At 53.7% G+C, this 22,768-nt stretch carries 13 protein-coding genes; 6 read left to right on the forward strand and 7 right to left on the reverse strand.

Going from position 1 to position 22,768, the window contains the following annotated elements; genetic code table 11:
- The first annotated feature begins 44 nt into the window (after positions 1 to 44).
- The 4 genes from HY868_11610 to HY868_11625 all read left to right on the forward strand — a co-directional run bounded on the left by HY868_11610 (position 45) and on the right by HY868_11625 (position 7,742).
- Positions 45 to 2,825: a diguanylate cyclase gene (locus tag HY868_11610; protein ID MBI5302776.1), complete on the forward strand. Its 2,781-nt coding sequence runs from the start codon at positions 45 to 47 to the stop codon at positions 2,823 to 2,825.
- 318 nt (positions 2,826 to 3,143) lie between these two features.
- Positions 3,144 to 4,721: a S8 family peptidase gene (locus tag HY868_11615; protein ID MBI5302777.1), complete on the forward strand. Its 1,578-nt coding sequence runs from the start codon at positions 3,144 to 3,146 to the stop codon at positions 4,719 to 4,721.
- Between the two features lie 32 nt (positions 4,722 to 4,753).
- Positions 4,754 to 5,617, forward strand: coding sequence for a GGDEF domain-containing protein (locus tag HY868_11620; GenBank protein ID MBI5302778.1), 864 nt, complete (start codon positions 4,754 to 4,756; stop codon positions 5,615 to 5,617).
- 64 nt (positions 5,618 to 5,681) lie between these two features.
- Positions 5,682 to 7,742 (forward strand): S8 family peptidase, encoded by a 2,061-nt coding sequence (locus HY868_11625; protein MBI5302779.1) that lies wholly within the window; start codon positions 5,682 to 5,684, stop codon positions 7,740 to 7,742.
- A 180-nt stretch (positions 7,743 to 7,922) separates the two neighbouring features.
- On the opposite strand, the gene HY868_11630 is transcribed toward HY868_11625, so the two are convergent.
- Positions 7,923 to 8,261, reverse strand: coding sequence for a hypothetical protein (locus HY868_11630; protein ID MBI5302780.1), 339 nt, complete (start codon positions 8,259 to 8,261; stop codon positions 7,923 to 7,925).
- Between HY868_11630 and HY868_11635 the strand changes: the two genes are divergently transcribed.
- Entirely contained in the window at positions 8,248 to 10,773 is a 2,526-nt protein-coding gene (locus HY868_11635) for a diguanylate cyclase (protein MBI5302781.1), read from the forward strand. The genes HY868_11630 and HY868_11635 overlap by 14 nt on opposite strands.
- Positions 10,774 to 10,805: 32 nt before the next feature.
- The gene (locus HY868_11640; GenBank protein ID MBI5302782.1) at positions 10,806 to 11,435 is read left to right on the forward strand and encodes a chemotaxis protein CheW; all 630 of its coding nucleotides are present in this window, start codon (positions 10,806 to 10,808) and stop codon (positions 11,433 to 11,435) included.
- A 457-nt stretch (positions 11,436 to 11,892) separates the two neighbouring features.
- Here the strand turns inward: HY868_11640 and HY868_11645 are convergent, their stop codons facing one another.
- The 6 genes from HY868_11645 to HY868_11670 form a co-directional block, all read right to left on the reverse strand.
- Positions 11,893 to 12,429: a hypothetical protein gene (locus tag HY868_11645; protein ID MBI5302783.1), complete on the reverse strand. Its 537-nt coding sequence runs from the start codon at positions 12,427 to 12,429 to the stop codon at positions 11,893 to 11,895.
- 126 nt (positions 12,430 to 12,555) lie between these two features.
- Positions 12,556 to 13,242, reverse strand: a complete 687-nt coding sequence (locus HY868_11650) for a hypothetical protein (GenBank protein MBI5302784.1) — start codon at positions 13,240 to 13,242, stop codon at positions 12,556 to 12,558.
- Positions 13,243 to 13,415: 173 nt separating this feature from the next.
- The gene (locus tag HY868_11655) at positions 13,416 to 15,965 is read right to left on the reverse strand and encodes a tetratricopeptide repeat protein (protein ID MBI5302785.1); all 2,550 of its coding nucleotides are present in this window, start codon (positions 15,963 to 15,965) and stop codon (positions 13,416 to 13,418) included.
- On the reverse strand, positions 15,952 to 18,819 hold the full coding sequence (locus HY868_11660; GenBank protein MBI5302786.1) for a tetratricopeptide repeat protein: 2,868 nt from the start codon (positions 18,817 to 18,819) through the stop codon (positions 15,952 to 15,954). Before HY868_11660 ends, HY868_11655 begins: the two co-directional genes overlap by 14 nt.
- A 19-nt stretch (positions 18,820 to 18,838) precedes the next feature.
- Positions 18,839 to 20,224, reverse strand: a complete 1,386-nt coding sequence (locus HY868_11665; GenBank protein ID MBI5302787.1) for an extracellular solute-binding protein — start codon at positions 20,222 to 20,224, stop codon at positions 18,839 to 18,841.
- Positions 20,225 to 20,284: 60 nt separating this feature from the next.
- Complete coding sequence (locus HY868_11670) at positions 20,285 to 22,768, reverse strand: tetratricopeptide repeat protein (GenBank protein ID MBI5302788.1); 2,484 nt, start codon at positions 22,766 to 22,768, stop codon at positions 20,285 to 20,287.

Raw genomic sequence — 22,768 nt, forward strand, 5'->3', positions numbered from 1 at the left:
CACCCTGGGTCTGCCTTGCCACGTATTTCACTCAGAGGCGAACAATGACCAAGCGCGCTTGGGTATACGTAATTGGATGGATACTTGCAGGCGGGATTCTGAGTGTGTGGGCATTCCAAGCATCTGCCCAATCCGCTCTGCCAGTACCCACATTTTTTGCGTTTCTGTTGCTTGCCACGCTAGCCCAGTTCCTCAAAGTGCCTGCCCCCAATCATCAGTTGTACTATCTCAATACAATTTTTTTGTTTGCCAGCGCCCTGTTACTGTCCCCTATTGGATTTGTAAGTATTGTCGTTCTCTCCCTCTCAATCCAATGGTTAAAAGAACGACTCACTGGCAGTCCGCACCTGCGCAAATGGTACCTCCAGCCCTTCAACATGTCCACTCATATTATTTGTGGCTTGGTATCCTCGCGCCTAGTCCTCGCGCTAATTTCCATCGATGCACCCATCTTATCAAGTACGAGTGTGATCGCCGCATTGGTGGGCGCGCTGATCTATACCCTGATCAACCATTTAGCGATTGGATCCGCTCTCGTGTTGGCGCGCGGTGTAAGCTGGCGCGAGTCCGGGATTTTGGAAATTGAAAATCTCTTGATGGATTATGTCGGGTTGTGCATGGGCTATATGCTCTTCGTCATCTGGAAAATCGACGCGGGGCTAATGGCGCCCACCCTTGCGCCACTGATTCTAGTTTATCGTGCCCTGTCTATCCCAGGTTTGAAGAAAGAAGCCCAAACCGACGGCAAAACCGGTTTGTTGAATGCTCTTTATTTTAACAAGTTATTCATCGCCGAGATTGATCGCGCGGAGAATTTGGAGCATCCGCTTTCCGTCATTATGGCTGATCTTGATCTCTTGCGTAACATCAACAATTCTTACGGTCATCTGGCGGGCGATGCGGTCTTGGCAGGCGTTGCCAAAATCATCCGCGAGCAGAGTCGCAAATATGATCTCACGGGGCGATTCGGTGGCGAAGAGTTTTGCATTGCCTTGCCCGAGACATCTCTGGAAGAAGCCACCGCGATTGCCGAACGAATTCGAAAAACAATCGAATCCACTGCATTCAGACTCAATGAAAACGCTCCTCCGATCAACGTCACGATGAGTTTCGGCATTGCGTGTTTCCCTCAAGATGCCAACACAGCGAATGAGTTGATTCATCAGGCAGACGTAGCGGTCTATCAAGCCAAACTTCAGGGACGCAATTGCGTTGTACGTTCCGCCAATGTTCCACACTCCGTCAAGTTGGAAATGCCGGGGGTAGAGAATCGTCTTGAAACAGGTAACAACTCTATCTACATTCCAAAACCAACTCCAATCCAGGTTGCGCGGCGGATCACTGCTTCCAAGCCAGTGGGAAACGGGACCAAAACGGTTCCGGCAAAAGGACGATCGGTATCGTGGCTTGGATACCTCGTGGGAGGCGTAGTTGGGGTTGCGGTGCTCGTGAGTATCGGCGGCATGTATATCCAGCCACGACCAGACCCAATGATCGTTTTCCTTTTGATGATCATGGCTGGAATTACGCAACTACCCCAGTTAAAAAATTTGACTGGTGATTCATCTATATCCGTTTCGGTAGGAATTAACTTTGCGGCGGCGGTCATACTTGGAATCCCCGGGGTCATCTTCACGAGTGCAACGATTGCCGTTGCTCATCGAGTCTTTCGGTGGAATGTGAAAAAGGGGTTATGGCCGGTCATCTACAAAACAGCATATAACTGGGCAATTCATGTTCTTGCCGCGCTGGCTCCCGCAGTGGCTAGTACGCTGTTGCCTAGTCGCTTTGAGATCAGCGGTTTGATCATTTCGCTTGGGATGATGGTTCTCGCTGCGATTATCTACTTTGGTGTAGAGACCGGTCTACTTGTCGCCGCAATCAGTGTTGAGAAATCAACGCCAGCTCTGCCCATCTGGAAAGAAGAATGCGCTTGGTTGGCGCCACAATATGTCGTTTTATGCTTGATCGGTTTCTTTCTCGGGGTCGCGTACGATTTTCAAGGGAATGTTGGTATTCTCGTTTTTACGATTCCGGTGCTGATGATGTACTATTCGCAGAAGGAATATATTGATCGAACAGAAAAGGGTGCTCTGGAACTAAGGCGCATGAATCAGGAACTTTCGGGCGCCAATTCCAGAGTCCTGCAAGCCAATGTCGCCATCCGTGAGATGAATGAAGAGTTGTTGGTCGCTTTTGCAAAAATGATCGATGCGCGTGATCCCTATGTTTCTGGTCATTCAGCCCAGGTGGCAGAATATGCAACAGCACTCGCTAATGAATTGGGATTTGACGAGGAACACATCGCGCGCGTCCGGCAAGCCGCGATTTTTCACGATATTGGAAAAATTGGTATCTCAGAAAAGATCCTTCACAAACCAGCTCGGCTGGATGGACCAGAGTATGAGTATATTAAGAAACATGTTGTCATCGGCGCGCAATTCTTGGAGACGTGCAAAGGGTTACGCTATTTAGTTCCCGTGATCAAGGCTCATCATGAATGGTGGGATGGCAATGGTTATCCCGATCACCTCGTCGGGGAACAGATTCCTCTGGATGGTCGGATTCTGGCGGTGTGTGATGCCGTGGAAGCGATGGCTTCGGATCGCCCGTATCATCGTGCCTTGCCACTTGAAACGATTATCGCTGAGATCGAGCGTTGTGCGGGTACCCAATTTGACCCTCAAGTCGTAGATGCATTTATTCGGGTTGCTAGACATGAAGGCGGAAAACTGGTTGTGAATTCAGCGCGTACCGTCTCGGCAAGGGCGGATGTGCTAGCGGTGCCAGCCATTCTTGAAAACTATTGGCAAGTCGCTCCGTAGGCGTGAACGGATATATCGCCGCTGACTCTCCTCTCGTTCACTCTTCGTCTTGCCGTTGGTAAGTACTTGTACGTACGCCGATTTTAGGACAATTACGCTTGGCAAAGGGCGTTTTTGGCAGTAATGTAATTCTCAAGATAGGAATGCTTTCTGGTTTGAATGACAATATCTTCGCCAATTTATTCTTTCATCCGCGAATCTCGCGAATCTTCGCTAATTTTGTTTTTTATTCGCGTGATTCGCGTGATTCGCGGATCAATTTATGATTTTGGCGAAGGTGTTGAATGAGATCGCCAATTACATTGAGGAAAATGCAACATGAAACCCACTCTACGATTCACGATCAACTGGGGTAAACGACGCGGATTGGTGCGATCAGCATTGCTTCTCGTCGCGTTGCTTTGCCTTGCTACGACGGGAGCGACCGGCATTCCTCTGATCTCGGCGCCAACAAACGCGACGGCAGTCCCAGTCAATGTTCAACCCATTTTGACGAAATATGCATCCGAGAATCCTGATTCGCTTGTAAGTGTGATCGTACAGAAAACTGGTGCAGACACGCGTGCCGAGGAGCTAGTCACGCGCTTGGGCGGACGCGTGACGACGGACCTATCCATCATCAACGGGTTTGCGGCAGAGTTGCAAGCCAAGGATGTGGCACGACTCGCGCATGTGGAGGGTGTTCGTCAAATAAGTCTGGATGCAGTGATGACCTCCACGACTTGCACCCAGTGCATTGACACAGCCACTCTGGCAAATGCGTACATTCGCGCCATTGGGGCTGATAAAGTTTGGAACAAATCCCCCTACCTGCAAGGACAAGGCATCGGTGTCGCGGTGGTGGATAGCGGCATCAACCCCAATGGCGATCTCTACACAGTCCTGGGTAAAAATCGGCAGATAGCGAACGTGCGTTTCAACACTGACTATAACCAGAACACATCGGATGGCTATGGTCATGGGACGCATGTCTCCAGTATCGTGGGTGGCGATGGAAGCGAGTCGGGCGGCAAGTACATTGGCGTAGCACCGATGGTCAACATCATCAACGTCAAGGTCAGCAACGACAACGGCAGCGCAATGACGAAGAACGTTGTCCAAGGTCTGCAGTGGGTGCTCGCGAATAAAGCAAAATACAATATTCGCGTCGTCAACTTGTCGCTGAATAGTTCTGTTGCTGAGTCGTACCACACCAGCCCGCTTGCAGCGGCAGTCGAGATTCTGTGGTTCAACAAGATTGTCGTGGTGGCATCCGCCGGGAACCAGGGCAAGGGCGCGATTTATCCCCCGGCGAACGATCCGTTTGTCATCACGGTTGGGGCAACGGACGATAAAGGCACCAACAGTATCTCGGATGATGTTGTAACATCGTTTTCGGCTTATGGGACAACCGGCGATGGAGTTGTCAAACCTGACCTGGTTGCTCCCGGCGCAAATATCGTTGCGCGTCTGGTCAACAGCAACATGGGCTTGGCAAAAGCACACCCCGCGAACAAAGTCGCCAATGGGGTGTATTTCCGTATGTCAGGCACCTCGATGTCTGCGCCAATCGTCAGTGGCGCAATCGCGCTGTTGCTCCAAGACGAGCCAAATCTGACGCCTGATCAAGTCAAGTATCGCTTGAAGGCAACGGCGAACAACAAGTGGGCGGGCTATAACGCGACCAAAGCTGGCGCGGGCTATCTGGATATTGACGCGGCGGTCAATGGCACGTCAACCCAATCCGCAAACAGCGGCATCACCATCAGTCGCTTTTTGTTCACCGGCACGAACAAGACCTGGGGCAGTGCGAACTGGGACAGCGCCAACTGGGATTCGGCAAATTGGGACAGCGCGAATTGGGATAGCGCCAGCTGGGATTCCGCAAACTGGGATAGCGACTATTGGGGACCATAGAGGGACTAACACACTCTAAGTAGGAAACTATGTTGAATGTACTCGCCGAAGGATTGGTGATCGCAGGCGCGTGCATCTTGCTCGGCGCGATGATCCCAGTTCGTCAATTGGTCGCGCAGCTTCCCTCGGGACAAGTACGACGCAGATGGTACACCTTGACGGCGTTGATTCTAGTCTTCATCGCCGGTTACGTTGGTTACATCGCAGTGTTCTGGGAACTTGCCACAACCTGGCTCGACCTCATTGTGCCGGGGGTATTCTTCCTGGGCGCGGGTTTTGTCTGGCTCGTGTCAACTCTTTCGCTCCAAACGGCGATGGATGTCCGTCGCGTCGCTTTACTCGAACATGAGAATATTACTGATCCGTTAACCGGAATTTACAACCGCCGCTATTTGGATCGTCGGCTCAACGAGGAATTTGCGCGAGCCAGGCGCTATGCGAGTCCGCTATCAGTGCTACTGCTAGATATCGATCGGTTCAAGCATGTCAACGATACCTATGGACATCCGGTGGGCGACCTGGTCTTGAACTACTTGGGCAAATTGCTCTTGCATGCGATTCGCGAGTCGGACATTCTGGCGCGTTACGGCGGCGAAGAGTTTCTGCTCATCGCTGCGAACACAACCGCTTCCACCGCCATTGCGTTAGCCGAGCGCCTCCGCCAGCATGTGGAGACTCACGCGCTTGTGTTGACTAGCGAACCCAGCCAACGACAAGAGATTCGCATTTCCGTTAGCATTGGAGTAGCCAGTCTTAGCCACCAAGTTTTCGATAGTACAGAGTTATTAGTGAATGCCGATCAAGCTCTTTATTGCGCCAAACAAGCAGGTCGTAATCGCGTCTCTCTTTACCATGCAGACGCGCTCGTTACCGTATCCTATGAATCAACCGCTTGATCTTTGTACGGTGTGAATGGAACGCAACGGAAACAAGTGTTTCGTTGCAAGTGGAGGAAGCAAAATGAGAACCACTCGCAGATTCACGATTAACTGGGGTAAGAGCACACGCATCCTTGTTTTGTTCATGCTGATGGCAGTCGCATCGTTCACGGTCAGTACTCCGCACACTGCCGCGCTATCGCGCCTCCAGCCGATTCTCGCGCGATATGCGGCGGAGAGTCCGGACATGCAAATCGGCATCATCGTTCAAAAGTCAACCCAGGATGCCAAGGTTGAACCCATCGTAACCCGGCTCGGCGGGACGGTGAGCCAAGACCTGTCGCTCATCAAAGGTTTTTCGGCGCAACTGAAAGCCAAGGATGTGCTCGAACTGGCAAAAGCCGATGGCATTCGCTGGATTTCGTTCGATGCGCCGATGCGCGCGTCCGGCGGACCGACCAAAACCAAGTTCACAACCTGGGCGACCAAAATCGGCGCGGCGGTCCGCAACGGCTTTACGAATTCCGCAAATATCTTGTCGCCGGTTGGCATTAACAAGACCTACGGTTCGGGCGCAAACGTCAAGGGTTCGTTCGGCGGGTTCATGCCAGAATACACACCCGGCGTTGTCATCACCAAGGTCGAGGTTGTTTTCCGCGTCTATGTGTCCGCCGCGTTGGCTTCCGCAGAGACCCCCAAGATCACTCCGTATGTGGCAGGTGTCGCTGGGAGTACAGTCACTGTACCTGCCACCTTGTTCAGTCAACATATCGGAGTAAACGCGGTCGGCACCAAGTACGTTGACATTACGAGCACACGAGCATGGAAGTGGTCGGATTTCGCGGCGGCAAAGAATACCGAAATCCTGATTGATCAGAGTTCGGTTGCCAAAAGCCACACCATCTATTACGATGCCGTCGGACTACGCCTCACAACCAATGCTGGCACGACCGATACGACCTCGCCGCTGACGATGACCGCGAGCGCGGATGGCGGAACGGTGGATACGGGTGTCTTGTCGAATGTCTATAACCAAGCGGTGCGCGCAACAAATGTCTGGAATGAAGCGCCGTACTACAAAGGCGCAAACGTAACCGTTGCGGTGATTGACAGTGGAAATTTCAAAACGAACGCGATCGGCTCGCGTCTGATTGGCGAAATAAATTTCAACGCCACCGAGCACACCGCCAATGATCAATACGGTCACGGCACGTTCGTCACGGGCTTGGTCGCCGATGATGGCGTGGTGTCCGGCGGCAAGTACATGGGCATTGCGCCCAAAGTGAACATCATGGGTTTGCGCGTCAGCGATGACAATGGTATGGCGCTCGAATCCGATGTAGTCAATGCCCTCCAATGGGTGTATAATAACAAGGCAACTTACAACATCAAAGTAGTAAACCTGTCCATGAATTCGAGTGTCTGGCAGTCGTACAATACGAGCGCGCTGGATGCCGCATGTGAAATCCTCTGGTTCAACAAAATTGTCGTCGTTGTATCGGCGGGAAATAATGGCACGTCAACGCTGTATCCGCCGGCGAATGACCCATTCGTGATTACGGTTGGTTCGGTTGACGACAAGGCGACGGTTGTACTCACCGACGATGCGATTGCCACTTTCTCCGCCTACGGCACGGATGAAGCCGGCAATGTCAAGCCCGACTTGGTTGCGCCTGGCAAGAACCTGATCGCTTATTTGCCCGACAACGGTTCATTGGCGATAGCGGCGCTACATCCGGAAAACCGGGTAGATAACTATTACTTTCGCATGTCCGGTACTTCGACCTCAACCCCATTGGTCAGCGGCGCCGTCGCGTTGATGCTCGAAGCAAACCCAGGTTTGACGCCCGATCAAGTCAAGTACCGTCTGAAAGCAACGGCGAACAAGACGTGGGCAGGTTACATCGCCACAAAAGCCGGGGCAGGTTATCTGGATGTGTATGCGGCGGTCAAGGGCACGACAACTCAAGCCGCGAACACCAGCGTCAGTATCAGTCGTTTCTTGTTCACCGGTACGAATTCGACCTGGGGTAGTGCGAATTGGGATAGCGCGAACTGGGACTCGGCGAACTGGGACAGCGCGAATTGGGATAGCGCCGCGTGGGGCACGGCGAATTGGGATAGTGATCATTGGGGACCATGAGTTCAAAACACCCGTGATATGATGCTGCTCCGGTTGAACTAGTACTGGAGCAGCATTCCCTATTTTCAACACCGTCGCCAAAATCATAAATTCATCCGCGAATAACGCGAACCCTGGCACTTGCGTTCCCGCCAGGGCAAGTGTAACGCGAATGAATTTAAAAATTGGCGGAGATTCGCGTTATGCGCGGATAAAAAAACGGGCGAAAACAATTTGGCGAAGGTAACGAGCAAGGAGTGAAATGTCACGGCGCGCATGGATTTTTGTGTGCAGTGTAATACTTGTCGGTGGCGTCTTTGGAGGCAGCGCTCTTTTGAATCGCGCCGCTTCTCCTAAATCGTGGGATGCGTTTGCCTTTTTAGCGCTGTGCGCCACCTTGTCCCAGTTATACAAATCCATTTTTAAGAGCACACCCAAGTCCGAAACAGAAGGCAACATTAGCTTCAGCCCCGTGTTGATTTTTCTATCGGCGGGCGCTTTCCTGCTTCCCACCGCGGATTTTGTATTGCTGGTGTTCATCCCCCACATCATCGAATGGATCAAGGCGCGTGTACAGAATAGCACGAGTCTGCGCGCGTGGTACATCCAACCTTTCAATATCGCGAATCATATTTGTTGCGGGCTAGTCGCTCAACAAATCTATCAATTCAGCCCCGCGCTTTTTTCAACCGACATAGCGCCAGCGAGACCCATTGCGGCTTTAGTGGCGCTGATCGTCTATGTGACCCTTAACCAGCTCTTGGTTGGTCTTGCCGTCGTCTTGGCGCGCGGTTCGACTTGGAAGAATACCGGCATGTTGCAGTGGAACACATTGATGCCGGATTTCATGTTGCTCTGCCTGGGTTATCCGCTTGCTTTGTTATGGGAACAAAATCCTTGGTACAGTCTTTTTGCCCTCTCGCCGCTACTGTTAATTCAGCGCGCGCTTAGCGTGCCCCAATTGCAAAAAGAGGCGCGGGTAGACGCCAAAACTGGGTTGTGGAATGCCGCGCATTTTTCCCGCTTGTTTACATTGGAGATGGAGCGGGCAATCCGATTTGCGCGCCCGCTTTCCGTCATTATGTCAGACCTCGATCTGCTGCGTAACGTCAACAACACGTATGGTCATCTCGCCGGGGATACCGTTTTGGCAAGCATTAGCCAGGTGATCCGCCAAATTGTGCGTGAATATGATATTGCCGGCAGATTCGGCGGCGAAGAATTTATAGTGGCGTTACCCGAAACGGAACACGCGGAGGCAATCGCGATTGCAGAACGCCTACGCGAGAATATTGCCAAGACCGCGATTCCGGTGAGCACGAGTCCTACTCCGATCTACGTCACAATGAGTTTTGGGATTGCTTCCTATCCTGCCGATGCCACCAACACAAAGGAGCTGATTCACCAAGCCGACATTGCCGTGTACCAAGCTAAACTCAAAGGACGCAATTGTGTCGTGTCCATCACCGATGTGCCGCGCTCGATCAGATTGGAAAACATGTCTTCCGAAAACCGGTTAGCCGCAACGGATGCCCCGCCGTCATCTCCGACTGTCAATCCGTCAATCGTCGAACCGGAGAAACCAGCCATCAAAAAATATTCTGAATTCTTGATGCGTAAGCGCAGACCGATTCCACACCGCTTTGAATGGATCGCCCCTTTCGTCGGGACGATCATCCTGAGCGGAATACTGATCACCGTATTCGGACTAGTCCAGCATCAGACCTTTGACCTGACGCTCGTGGCGATTCTCGTTGGAGCCGGCGCGCTTGCCGAGTGGTTAGAAGTGGGCATGTACGGCGACAGCACATTTTCAGTTTCGGTCACGATTGTCTTTGCGGCGATCTTCCTAAGCGGATTTGTCGGATTGGTGTGTGTGAGCGCCGCCATTGTGATCGCCCATTACATCAGGAATCGCGATATCGAAATCTACAAGCCCGTGTTCAATTGGGCAACCCATGTTCTCGCCGGACTGATTCCACTCTATGGAATCTCTTTATTTCAAATTCCAATTGTCTGGGACAATTTTATCGGATTGACTTTTCTGACCCTCATCACCGCGCTGGGGTATTACATCGTCGAATCGGGTCTTGTCAGCTTCGCCATCGGCTTGTCCGAAAAGAGCAATATTTTCATCACATGGCGCGGGCAGTTCGGTTGGACCTCCTTGTTCTATGTTGCCATGTGCCTGATTGGGCTGTTTATGGCTATCTTGTACAACGACCTCAAAGGAATCCTGGGCATCTTTGTATTTGCGCTGCCGATGGTGCTGATCCATTATGCGCAACGACAATACATCGAACGCACTCAGGCAGGTGCGCGTGAATTAGAGCGCATGAACAAAGAACTTACGCTTGCCAACCATAAACTGCTCCACGCCAGTCTGCATATCGAACAACTGAACGACGAGTTGTTTGTCACGCTCGCGAAAATCATTGATGCGCGCGATCCGCTCGTGTTGAATCATGCGATCAAGGTCGCCGAATACGCCACGGTCATCGCGCGGGAAATGAAATTGCCGCCCGCGCGGATTGAAAGACTCCGGCAAGCGGCGTTGCTGCATGATATCGGCAAGATTGGTATTTCGGAGCAAATTCTAAAAAAACCCGCGCGACTCACTGGTTTGGAGTACGAATCGGTCAAGACCCATACGACCTTGGGCAGCGAATTACTTGCCGCCAGCCAAAGCTTGCGGCACTTGGCGCCGTTTGTGCGCCATCATCATGAATGGTGGAACGGCAAGGGCTACCCCGATCAACTGTTGGGGGGACAGACCCCGATCGAGGCGCGCATCATTGCCGTAGCCGATGCCATCGAATCCATGGCGTCAGACCGCACCTATCATCGCGCGCTAAAACTCGACGAAATCATTGACGAAATAAGTCGCCATGCCGGGACCCAATTCGATCCATCCATTGCGGACCTGTTTATCCAAATCCTGAAGCGCGATGGAAGTATCCTGGTCGTAAATTCCACAACGCAAAACCGGCGCGCCAACGAAAAACCAAGTCCGAGCACTGGCTTGCCGTTTACAGATCCCGGTTTGGCTTAGACTTCGCCACATTGAAATGAATGGATGCGAATATGGATAATCAATCCGCCTCATCTTGCTCCATCCGCGATATGGATGCTTCGGTTGGCGATAGAGTTGGAGCATCGAAGGAGAAAAGTCCGGCGGACCTTTTCATTTTTTCTCTCGGCGCTCAATCCTTTGCGTTCTCGATGAATCGCTTAATCAAGGTGGTCCCAGCGCGAACTCTCGTGCCGACGCTCGGAAGTACGGAATCGCTTGTCGGCGCGATTCGGGTTTTCGGCGAGTCCATCCCTGTGGTCAGCATGCGTCATTACTTGGGATTTCCTGAAAGTGGAATAGACCCCCTCGCCCAAATCCTCTTGATGAGCGCAAGGAATAGTATCATCGGCTTGCTTGTGGATCGCATCTATTCAGTCGCGTATCAACCTGAGAAATCCAAATGCAATCACTATCCACCCGGCACCATCGTTTCCACTCCATCCGGACCCGCGCTCATCCTCGATTTTGAACATCTTTTTTCAGACGACCGGTTGCAAGAGATGATGCAAGGTGTACGGGATGTTACACCCATCCCCGGTGTCCAGCGCACATTCACAACCAAACTAACGGATGGAAATTCTGGGCGAGACGCAATGCCAGGTTCTTCCGCTGATGGAGTGACGGGAAAGAAAAGCCGATGACCCAAACTGAATGCGCGATGGTCCAACAAATTTCCAGGCGCACCACAGGTTGAGCCAGTCTTGAAAACGATGGAAAGACCGGCGAAATTCTAATCCGCTGAAAGTAAAAAAAGAACCGGACTCAGTCCGGTTCTTTTTTTCGTGAGTTTCACCATCCGCTTACAACAAACACAAACTGTCCACTCGGCGACTTTACTGCCAACGGGCACAAACTGCGGTTTTATATCCACCCAATTTGTCATGCTGAGCGAAGCGAAGCATCTCGCGACTAGCGAATTGCGATACCCTTCGCTTCGCTCAGGGTGACAACCAAAAAGCGCAATTAATGATCGTGCCCAGTATAGCTCTTCCATGTCTTACTGTGCGCGAAATTCTCAGTGATCTCCCCTGGCACTTGCGTTCCTGCCAGCGCATGTGTGTGCGCTGACTCTGTGGTTAATCTGACATTGCCAAACTACTACGGGCAAGTAACCTTGGGATTCCAGTCGTAGAACAAGCCACGCGGATTGTGTTTCCACCCCCACAGATGCAGTTCGTAGAACGGCGGGACACCATAGCGATTCGGACTGCCGACAAGGTGGAACGTTTGCCCAAACAGCACCGGCGGTTGCGAATGTTCCGCGTCCCACGCCGCCGCGAACACAATGTATTCCATCGCGACGAAATGCAATTGTCCGTTTTCGTTCGGTTCGTAGATCACCGCTTCGGGGCGAAGTGGATCGAGCACCGTGTCGCCAGCCAAGTTGCCGTTGACAAAGTGGATGCCCATTGCGCCCTGACCCGGTTCGCTGACACAATCCAGGAACTGGGCATAGCCCGCCGCTTGCGCGGTAGCGACATTGTGAAAATGAACGGTCGCGGCGCGCACTTGAGCGATTTGCGCGCCCAGCGGATCATCCGCCAAAACATTCGGCGTAACCGCGAGCACAATCGCTCCGATCAGCGCGGCAACGCCGAGAACAAAAGCCAAACGCATCCCGTATTTGTTTTTCATTTTTCCCTCCTTGTGGGTAAATGAGATTTGTTCGAACTACTGCCGCCATTAAACCAGAAACGCACGTCTGGAATAACGTGGAAAGTACGGGGTTTTTGCAAAACCGGTACGGGTATTGCCGCCATTCTAATCGTCCATAATGTTCGGGTGAGCGAGAATGCAGTACAGTTTCCAAAAGTTGGTGTTGAATGGCTCCGCGTCGTCGGCGAGTTGTTTTTCTGCGGCGCGACGATACGGTTCGCTTGAACCGGCGTCAGCGAATCTCGCCAGCATCAGTTCACGCTTAAACTGGAATTCCTTAGCATACGCCGACCTTTCAGTCGCGAGGCATGTCGCCGCGTTCATTTTCGATGAGATACGCCCGGCGTGATAGTCGCGCAGATGGGTCACTTCGTGGATAAGCAAACTGAGCAGCATCACTTGGCGCGCCGCGCGTGTTTGCTCCCGCGCTGTGTTTGACACCGTGAAGGAAGCAAAGTGATCGTCGAATGTGATCGTGCCATTCCCTTGCTCATCACAACAATCCGATTTGGCGGCAAGCCACCCGTCGTTGTCGGTCTGACCAACGGAAACGCTAAAGGGTTTGGCATCCTTCACGTACGCGTACCATTCGGGCAAATGGTCGCGCAACCAACGCAAATTGGCTTGCAAGAAAACCAGGTCGGCATCGCTAATCGAATCATCGAATGTGATGCCAGTGAGCAGATCAGTTGTCTCTATGGGCGCGGCGGCAACCGGGAAACCCAGAATGCCAAAACACAAAAGCACAACGGCGATGAGCACGACGAAAAGCGCGGTTGGAAATTTTGACATTTTATCCTCCTGTCGAGCGAACGCGATTTGGTTGAACTAGTGCCACCATTTAACTCGAAATGCGCGAATCGGATTACGTGGACAGTACGGAAGGTTTGGAAAACGAGTACGGTAATTTTCAAAAAGAACAAGCCCGCAGAATTCTGCGGGCTTGTTTCTTGGCTTGTCTTGCATCAGGGCAATGTCTTGTCGGGCTGGACCAGTCCGCGCTGCACCGCCCACGCCGCAATTTGCGTGCGCGCGTTGAAACCGAGCTTGTTGAGAATATTGCCGACATACCCTTCAACCGTTCGCTCACTCAGTACAAGGACTTCTGCAATTGCGCGATTCGATTTGCCCACCGCGATGAGCGCGGCAACCTCACATTCACGCGCAGTCAATCCATCCAATTTTGTTTTCGCGGCTTGCCGTGTTTCTGCCAATTCGACTTGATCGTACTCAATCGCCTCACCGAACGCATACTGAATTGCTTGCTCCAATGACATGGCGCGTCCTTCCGCCCAAACGATTGCCAACCGGTTTGATTCCAACCGGTCGTGCAGATTTCTAATCATTACCGTGTGGCGTGCGCGATACATCCCCAGCATCGGGACGCCGAGCGTTTCGCGCAGAACCTCTGCCGCGCCCAAAAGTCGTGTAGCGCGTTCGTGACGACCGTTCGCGCTTGCCGTCCCGGCGAGTCCCTCGATACATTTGAGCGTGTTTCGTTTGTCGCCCTGTGCTTGGAAAATCGCAAGACTCTGCGAAAAAAGTTTTTGGGCATGCTCCGTGTCACCTCGACTCGCCGCAACCAGTCCGAGATCGTGCAGACAACGAGGAATCTCGAACTGGTCGTTCAACTCCTGCGACATTTTCAAACTTGATTCCAGCCATGCTTCGGCAATGGGGTCGCCTTGCGCTTGCGCGGTTGATCCGAGGTCGCGCAGTGAACTGGCAATCGCATTCCGATCATTCAACGCACGCCGAATCGCTAATGCTTCCTCGAACAGTGTCCGCGCGCGCGCGTAATCGCCCTGATCGCGCACAACTAATCCCAGCGTGGTTAGAGAAATTGCGATGCTTGGCTGATCGTCCAATTGGCGTAAAATCGCCAACGATTTTTCTACGAGCGCGCGCGCCGCCGTGTTGTCGCCTTGGGTCAATGCCGCGAAACTACGATATTTGAGCGAGCGCGCCACACTTACATCGTCTTCGATTTCTTCCGCCAGCGCGGTGCTCTCTTCCAACAACTGGTGCGCTTCGGCGTAATCGCCTTGGAGGATTGCCCAATAACCAGCCAGGTTCAGCACGCGCACGCGGGCAACGCCTAGCTGCGAACGCGATTCGACAGAGAGGGAAAGCAAAGCGCGACAGGTTGCGCGTGCTTCGCTCAGATAACCCACTGTTTCCCAGAACTCGCCCAGCGCACTTGCCAAACGTAATCCTGGCTCGACCAGCCCCAATGCGTGCGCCGTTTTCAGCGCGACACGCAAATTGTCGTACTCTACGTGTAAATGATTCATCCGCTGATTCGCGCCAGAACCTTCGTGTTTCGGCTCGGTCTCCTCGGCGACCTGGAGAAAAAAATCGAGATGCCGCGCGCGCAAGGAATATGCTTCACCTGCTTCAGTCATTTTTTCGCTCGCGTATTGGCGAATCGTTTCCAACATTCGATAGCGCGCGGCGGCGCCTTCCTCATACTTGAACACACTGACGAGCGATTTGTCCACCAAGTCCGCAAGCACATCGAGCATGTCGTCGGCATGGAGTCCATCGCCCGCGCAGATCACTTCGGCTTGATCGAGCGTGAAGCCACCGGCAAACACCGCGAGACGCCGAAACAAAATTCGCTCCGGCTCGCTCAATAGATCGAAACTCCAATCCATCGTCGCGCGCAAAGTTTGTTGGCGCGGCATCGCGTTGATACTGCCGCGCGTCAATAATCGAAAAACATTGTCCAGCCGTGCGGCAATCTGCGCGACGGTCAGCATTTTGACGCGCGCGGCGGCAAGTTCGATGGCGAGTGGAATTCCATCCACGCGTTGGCAGATTTGCGCGATGAAAGGCGCATTGTCGCGCGTCAATTCAAAACGCGGCGCAATCGCGTCCGCGCGTTCGACGAACAAATGGATGGATTCGTATTGCGCGAGAATGTCCAGCGCGGGTAAATCCTGGGTTGGGGGTAGAGTGAGCGAGGGCACACGATACAAGGATTCTCCGGCGATGTTCAACGCTTCGCGGCTCGTCGCCAAAATTTTCAAATCGGGGCAACTCGTCAAAAGCGATTCGGCTAACTGCGCGCACGCGTGAATCAAATGCTCGCAGTTGTCGAGAACAAGCAGAACATTTTTCGCGCGCAGAAAATTTTTGAGTAGATCAATCGGCGCGAGTTTGCCGGCTTGGCGCAAATCGAAAACGGATGCAACGGTTTGTGAAACGAGTGCGGAATCTGCGAGCGATCCCAACTCGATCAGCCAGACGCCATCGGGAAATTTATCGCGAAGACTATCGGCAACTTGAATTGCCAAGCGCGTTTTGCCGCAGCCGCCCGAACCGGTCAACGTGAGCAACCTCACTCCCACCCCCTTGCCCCCTCCCTCTCTCCTGTCGCTGAACTGTGCGACAGGAGAGAGGGAGGGGGTTGGGGAAGAGGGTGAGGTCAGTAATCGCTTGACCTCCGCGATTTCTTTTTCGCGCCCGATAAAACGCGTGAGTGCGATCGGCAGGTTGTTATGCTCCGTCATTGAGCACATCCTCAACGATGTTTTCTAGTTTCATCGCGCGTCCTTCTTCGAACGCGCGCGCAAAACCATCATCACCCAGTTGCGCGCGAATCGGTTGAATGATCTGCTCCAACTCGGCACGTCGCTCCTCGGATAAAATCACTCCCAACTCTGCGCGCCCCGACTCAATTGCACCGAGAATTTGCGCGGCGCGGCGCGGTTGCCCTTGTGCCACCAACACCAGCGCAAACGTCTCGAGCGCTTGATGCAGTGAGAACATTTCCTTCATTCGCCATAGCGTAGATATGGCGCGTTTGAGTAGCGCGTCGGCTTGCTTCAAATCGCCCTGAGCACAAGCAATCCGACCCAAGTCAACGAACCGCCGCGTGATCATCCGTTCGTCGCCGAGTTCTTCAGATAACCTGAGACCTTCCTCGTTAATGGCTTTGGCGCGCGCAAAATCTCCGGCGCGTTCGGCAAACGCGTCAAAGTTTTGGAGCGCATGGGTAATGCCCCATTTGTCACCCATCGCGCGGCAGAGTGTCAATGCTTCTTGAAAATACAGTTCCGCTTGATCCAATTTGCCGAGACGGTTGGAAACTACGCCAAGCAAGTTGAGAACCCGACCAATCCGCATTCGGTTTTCTAAATCGCGATAGAGCGACAGTGCTTGTCGCCATATTTCTTCCGCCCGCGCGTTCTCACCCACATCCGCGACCGCCATGCCCAACGCAAAGAGCGCCTCGGCGCGGATTACCGCGGGCGCGTCGCGCGTCAACGCTTCCGCTGTTTCGCTCCAACTTTTCGCTTCGCGATAATGATTCCGCACGAAAAAGTAATACACGAGCGCGGCGTTGAGTTGCGCGCCCGCCGCGCCTTGTCCGTTTTCAAATGCCCACGCGAGCGCGGTGCGGCAATTGTCAATCTCGGCATCCAATTGTTTAAACCAGCGCTTCATTTCCGGCGTGCGTAATTTCGCGTCCGCCTCAATCGCGAATTGGACAAACCAATCCAGATGACGACGATAAAGTTTTTCCGCTTCACCGGCTTGCGCCAATTTTTCGCGCGCGTACTCACGAATCGTTTCAAGGAAATGATAACGCGTTGCGCCGCTCTGCTCGGCGACGACGACGAGCGACTTGTCAATCAAGCGCAACAATAAATCAAGAACGTGTGACGTAGCCAGCGATTCATCCGTGCAAATTTCTTCCACCGCATTGAGCGTCCACCCGCCGGCGAAAACCGCCAGCCGACGAAACAGCGCACGCTCGTTTTCGGACAACAAATCAAAACTCCAATCTATTGTCGCGCGCAAAGTTTGCTGGCGCGGCAACGCTGTACGCTGTCCACTCGCGAGCAATTGAAAACGATGGTCAAGCCGTTGCGCGATTTCTTCGACGGATAACCCTTTCACGCGCGCCGCCGCGAGTTCAAGCGCGAGCGGCATTCCATCGAGCCGCGCACAAATCTGCGCGACCGCACGCGCATTACCATTCAATTTCCAATTCGGCGCGACGGCTTGCGCGCGCTGAACGAAAAGTTGAAGCGCGTCGTATTGCGCCAGTTGATCGAGCGGCGGCAAATTCGCCGCGTCCGGCACGGCGAGCGACGGCACGCGCCACACGACTTCGCCCGCGAGATTCAACGCCTCGCGACTCGTCGCTAAAATTTTCAGTGTGGGACACGCGCTCAACAGTGTTTCGATCAAGTGCGCGCACGCCTCGATCAGATGCTCGCAATTGTCCACCACCAGCAACAACTCTTTTGCGCGCAAATAGTTGATGAGCAATGGAATGATCGGAATATCGCTCGATTCACGCAAGCCGAATACAGCCGCAAGCGATTGCGGCACACGCGCGCCATCCGTTAGCGCGGATAGGTCAACCCACCACACACCGTTTTTGAAACGATTCGCGTTCGCGAGTTCGGTCGCGAACTGAATCACTAAACGCGTCTTGCCGCAACCCCCCGACCCGGTCAGGGTGAGCAAGCGCGTCCCGCGCAGACCTTCCAGGTTTCCAAAACCTGGAAGGTCTAGGTCGAGCAGTCGCTTTATCTCCGCAAGTTCGTTAGCGCGTCCCACAAAACTCGTCAACGGATGCGGCAGATTCGTAAACATCGCCTCGCGTGATCTTGCGCCGCTCAACGCCTGCTCGATCTGATCGCGCAATGCAATTGTTTCCGGCGACGGTTCGACGCCGAGTTCCTCGCGCAACATTTTCGCGCACTCGTCGAACTGCTTGAGCGCGCCGATGCGGTCGCCGGTCGCGGCGTGACAAAAGATGATGTGTTGGTCCGCTTTTTCGTTCGCGGGATCGTGCGTCAAAACTTTTTGCGCGAGTTCGATTGCGCGCGCGTATTCACTCTTCGCGCGATGATGTTGCGCGAGGTGTAACAGCGCGTCGATGTAGATCGCGCGGAGTTGTTCGCGTTCGGGGAGAATCCAATCGTCGTAGAAATCCGGGAGCAGGTCGTGGTAATTTTCGATTTTCAATTTCAGATTTTCGATTTCTGAATCTGCAATCTGCAATCTGCAATCTGCAATCTCGCGCGCGTCCACCCAAATCGGAAAATCCGGATTGAGTTGGACCGTCTCGCGATCCGCCAATAAAAGATCATTGCCAAGCTCCTGACGAAGTGAAAAGAGCGCGGTGCGCAGCGAACGGCGCGCGAGTTCGTCGGTGGAATCGCCCCAGCAAAGTGCGGCAAGTTTTTCGCGCGCGTGCGGTTCGGGATGCAAAGCCAGGTACGCCAAGAGCGATTCAACTTTGCGCGTGGGGAGATGGATCGTTTGTGCGTCGCGTTCGACCTGAAACGCGCCCAGCAGAGTTACGCGGACCAATTTCGCGATTTGCGCTGGTGAGCTATTTGCCATCGGCTTGCCCTCCTTCGCTCTACCTGCTTGAGATCAAAAGATCAGCTTCCGGCGCGATACGTTGAATTGCCTCTGCGGGTTTGGCTTTGCCGAAAATAATGTTCTGGTATTCCGCATGGAACAAGCGCGTGAGTTTACCCCAATCCGCCATCAACGGCGTGATCCACAAGTCGGGCAACATCGGAATGAACTTATCGAGCGGGTCAACGACCTTGACCGACTTGCGTGCGCCTGGCGCGAAATAAAAGCCGGTGGGTAAGTTTGAACTGGGTGGGACATCCTCTTGCACTTGACTGCTCGTGAGATAACGCGCGAGGTCCATCGCCGCTTGGCGTTTGGCATCGTCCTTGATTTTGGCAACCGCGATCAATCCGACTGCGCCCACCGTGAGTTTGTTGCCATTGACCGTCGGATGCGGATAGATTTCAAAATTCACTTTGCTTGCAACCAAGGTTGGAGCAAAGCCGGTCGCGTCCACAATCATCGCGTACTGCTTGCTTTGGAAACCGCGCTTGATGTCAGTATCGCGTTGCGCGCCAAAGTCGGGCGGCGTTACTTTGTGGACGAGCGCGAGATCGGCAAACCGTTGCAAACCGGCAAACGCTTTGGGATTGTTGAATCCGAACTTGCCATCTTTGCCAATCGCGCGCACGCTCGGATCTTCGTTCATCCACAAGCCCCAGGTCGTGTTGACTCCGGGATCGATGAATCCGGAAAAGCCATAAACTGGTTCGCCATTCGCGCGCTTGAACGTCGTCTTTTTTGCCGCGTCCACAAATTGATCCCAGGTCCAATCTTTGGGTGGGAGCGGAACCTGGGCTTCGGCAAAGACATCCTTGTTCACATAGATGCCCATTGGCACAACCCAGAGGGGCCACGCCCATGCTTTGCCATCTTTGAGACGAGTCACGTCGAGCACATTCGGCAAAATGTCCGCTTTGTCTGAAATGGTGAGGTACGGATCAATCGGTTCGATGAGATCGTCGCGCACGTACAAAGGCAATCGGTCGGATGCCAAGCGAAGAACTTCGATCCCTTGACCATTTTGAAGTGCGATCGTCAATTTGGTGATGCCTTCGTCGGTTGGTGGATAGCTATTCAGTTCGACTTGGATCTCCGGATTATCCGCCATAAATTGCGCAACCGCGTTGCCGAAGGAACTCTCCCGCGCATTGCTCGGTGTCGCACCCAGGAGCCAGAAATTCAGTACGCCTTTGTATCCGCTCGCGCTTTTGCGGATTCCGCCTTTCGCGTTGCGCGCAGATGGCGCTGATTGCTTTGGCGCGATGGTTATCGCGGGCACGCGCGTTTCACCGGGCGATTTGGTTTCGGAGGTTGGTGGTCCACACGCGACTAGAAATGTGATAGCGATGATCAACGCGCAAAAAAATGTTGCGGGTTTCATGTGTCCTCCATCAGAACAGCGCCAAGGACTGTCATCACTTGGTCAGAATTGATCCGTCGCTTATTCACGCGGGCTTACTTTTTCAAGCAAGCCCTTTTGCACCGCCCACGTCGCGATCTGCGTGCGCGCGCTGAAACCCAGTTTGTCGAGAATGTTGCCGACGTGTCCTTCAATCGTGCGCTCGCTCAACACGAGCGCGTCCGCGATCTCGCGATTCGATTTGCCCTGCGCGATGAGCGCGGCGACCTCGCGTTCGCGCGTGGTCAGCCCACCGAATTTTTCTTTCGCGGCTTGGCGCGGTGAGAGCGATGACGCGCGCGGGTCCGGTAAATCGGAGGTCTTCATCTCATTCAACGCAAACGCGATGGCTTGCTCCAATTCCATCGCGCGCCCCACTTGCGCAAGCGACACGAAAGTTTCTGCGCCCAACTCGGCGCGCACCTCGTTCGCAACGCGATCATGCAGTTTGCGGTACCCGGGATTCGAAATTCCACGCGCCAGAAAAGATTCACTCAATGCATCCGCCGCGCCCAAGAGCCGCGCCGCCACGGTGGGCTTGCCGAATTCTCGAAGGATATTGGCTGTCCCAATCAACGAATACACGAACATAATCGGTCTGCCGCGGCGTTTCATGATTTCAAGACCCTCGGTCAAAAGCTGTGCCGCGCGATGATAATCACCTTGTTGTTCAAAGATCAACCCCAAACTGATCAATTTGCGATCAAGGTGGACTCGGTCACCCACATGTTTATCAATTTCGATGCACTGGTCGTAAATCTCAATGGCGCGTTTAAGGTCTCCCTGTTCCCGCGCCATGGAGGCAAGAACAGACAGGGGCCACACGCTGTCACAAATGTCCCCAAGCGCCCGAAATTTCTCCAAGGATTCTTCAAGCAACAACTGACTGCGTTGGTGATCGCCCAGTTGATTCATCACCGCGCCTAATGAGTAAAGCGATTGCGCTTCGCCCCATCGCGCACCCATTTTTCGATAGAGCACCAAACTTTCTTCGATCCATGGACGCGCCGCCGCATAATCGTTCAAAAAGATAAACGCGCGTCCGATGCCATGCAGCGTAAACGCAATCTCACCTTCGTCTTCTAACATTTTGGCGATTGCTAAACCCTCCTCGAAATATGTTCGCACCGCCACCGAATCCTGGATGTAGATTTGCAAATAACCGATTGCTTTCAATGCTTGTAATCGCAAGTGAGATGCGCCTTGCGTCTCAGGTCGCGCCAAGAGTTGCATCAGTATATTGCGCCCTTCAATGAGATAGCCGCGCCGTACCCACAACATGACCAGCGCCCAAGCCAGGCGCACGGCGGGCGCGACATCGTTTGCCATCGCGTATTCAAAGACCGCGCGAATGTTGTCGTACTCGCTCTCCAAACGATCCATCCATTGTCTGGCTTCAGCTCCCTTGAGTTTCGGTTCGCCTGCTTCCGCAAGTCGAACAAAGAAATCGCAGTGCCGCGCTTGAAGCAATTGCAACTCATTTGCCTCAATCAATTTTTCGCGCGCGTATTCGCGGATCGTTTCCAACATGTGATAGAGCGCCACATCGTTTTGCGCGATGACGAGCGACTTGTCCACGAGGCGCGCGAGCAAGTCGAGTACATCAGTCGGCGAATATTCTTCACTGATTTCTGAAAACTGAATACTGCACACTGATTCTGCCGCGTCGAGCGTCCATCCGCCGGCGAATACCGCGAGACGACGAAACAGAATTTTTTCGGTCGGCGACAATAACCCGTAACTCCAATCAATCACCGCGCGCAACGTTTGATGGCGCGGCGGCGCGGTGCGACTCCCCAGGTTCAGCAAGCGAAACCGATCATCGAGCCGCGCGGCGATTTGTTCGACCGGCAATAATTTCACGCGCGCCGCGGCAAGTTCAATCGCCAGCGGCATCCCATCGAGCCGAGAGCAAATCTGTGCGATGGCGTTCGCGTTGTGCGGGTTCGCAGCAAAGGTCTGGTCAACCAAACTCGCGCGATCGATGAACAAGCGCGCGGACTCGGAAGCGAGCAACACTTCGGCTGTCGTAATTTGGGGATCGGGGATTTGCAACGGCGGCACGCGCCACGCGATTTCGCCCGGAACGTTGAGCGATTCGCGGCTCGTGGCGAGAATCGCAATTTGCGGACATGCGCGCAACAATTCTTCGGCGAGATGCGCGCACGCGGCGATGAGATGTTCGCAATTATCAAAGACAAGCAGAATTTGCTGGGCGCGCAAAAAGTGGGTGAGCGATTGGGTGAGGGATTGGTCGGCGGATTCGCGCACATCGAGGATTTGCGCGACTGCACTGGGGACGAGCGCGGCATCACTCAGCGGCGCAAACTCGACCCACGCGATATTTTGCGCGAACGCATCGGCAAGCCGCGCGGCGACTTGCAACGCGAGCCGCGTTTTGCCGCACCCGCCCGAACCGGTGAGCGTAAGTAGACGCGTTTGTGCGCTCGCGCGGATCACGGCGCTGATCTCTTTTTCGCGCCCGATGAAACGAGTGAGCGGAATCGGCAAGTGGTTGTTCGCCAT

It is taken from the genome of Chloroflexota bacterium, assembly GCA_016219275.1.
Classification (GTDB): domain Bacteria; phylum Chloroflexota; class Anaerolineae; order UBA4142; family UBA4142; genus JACRBM01.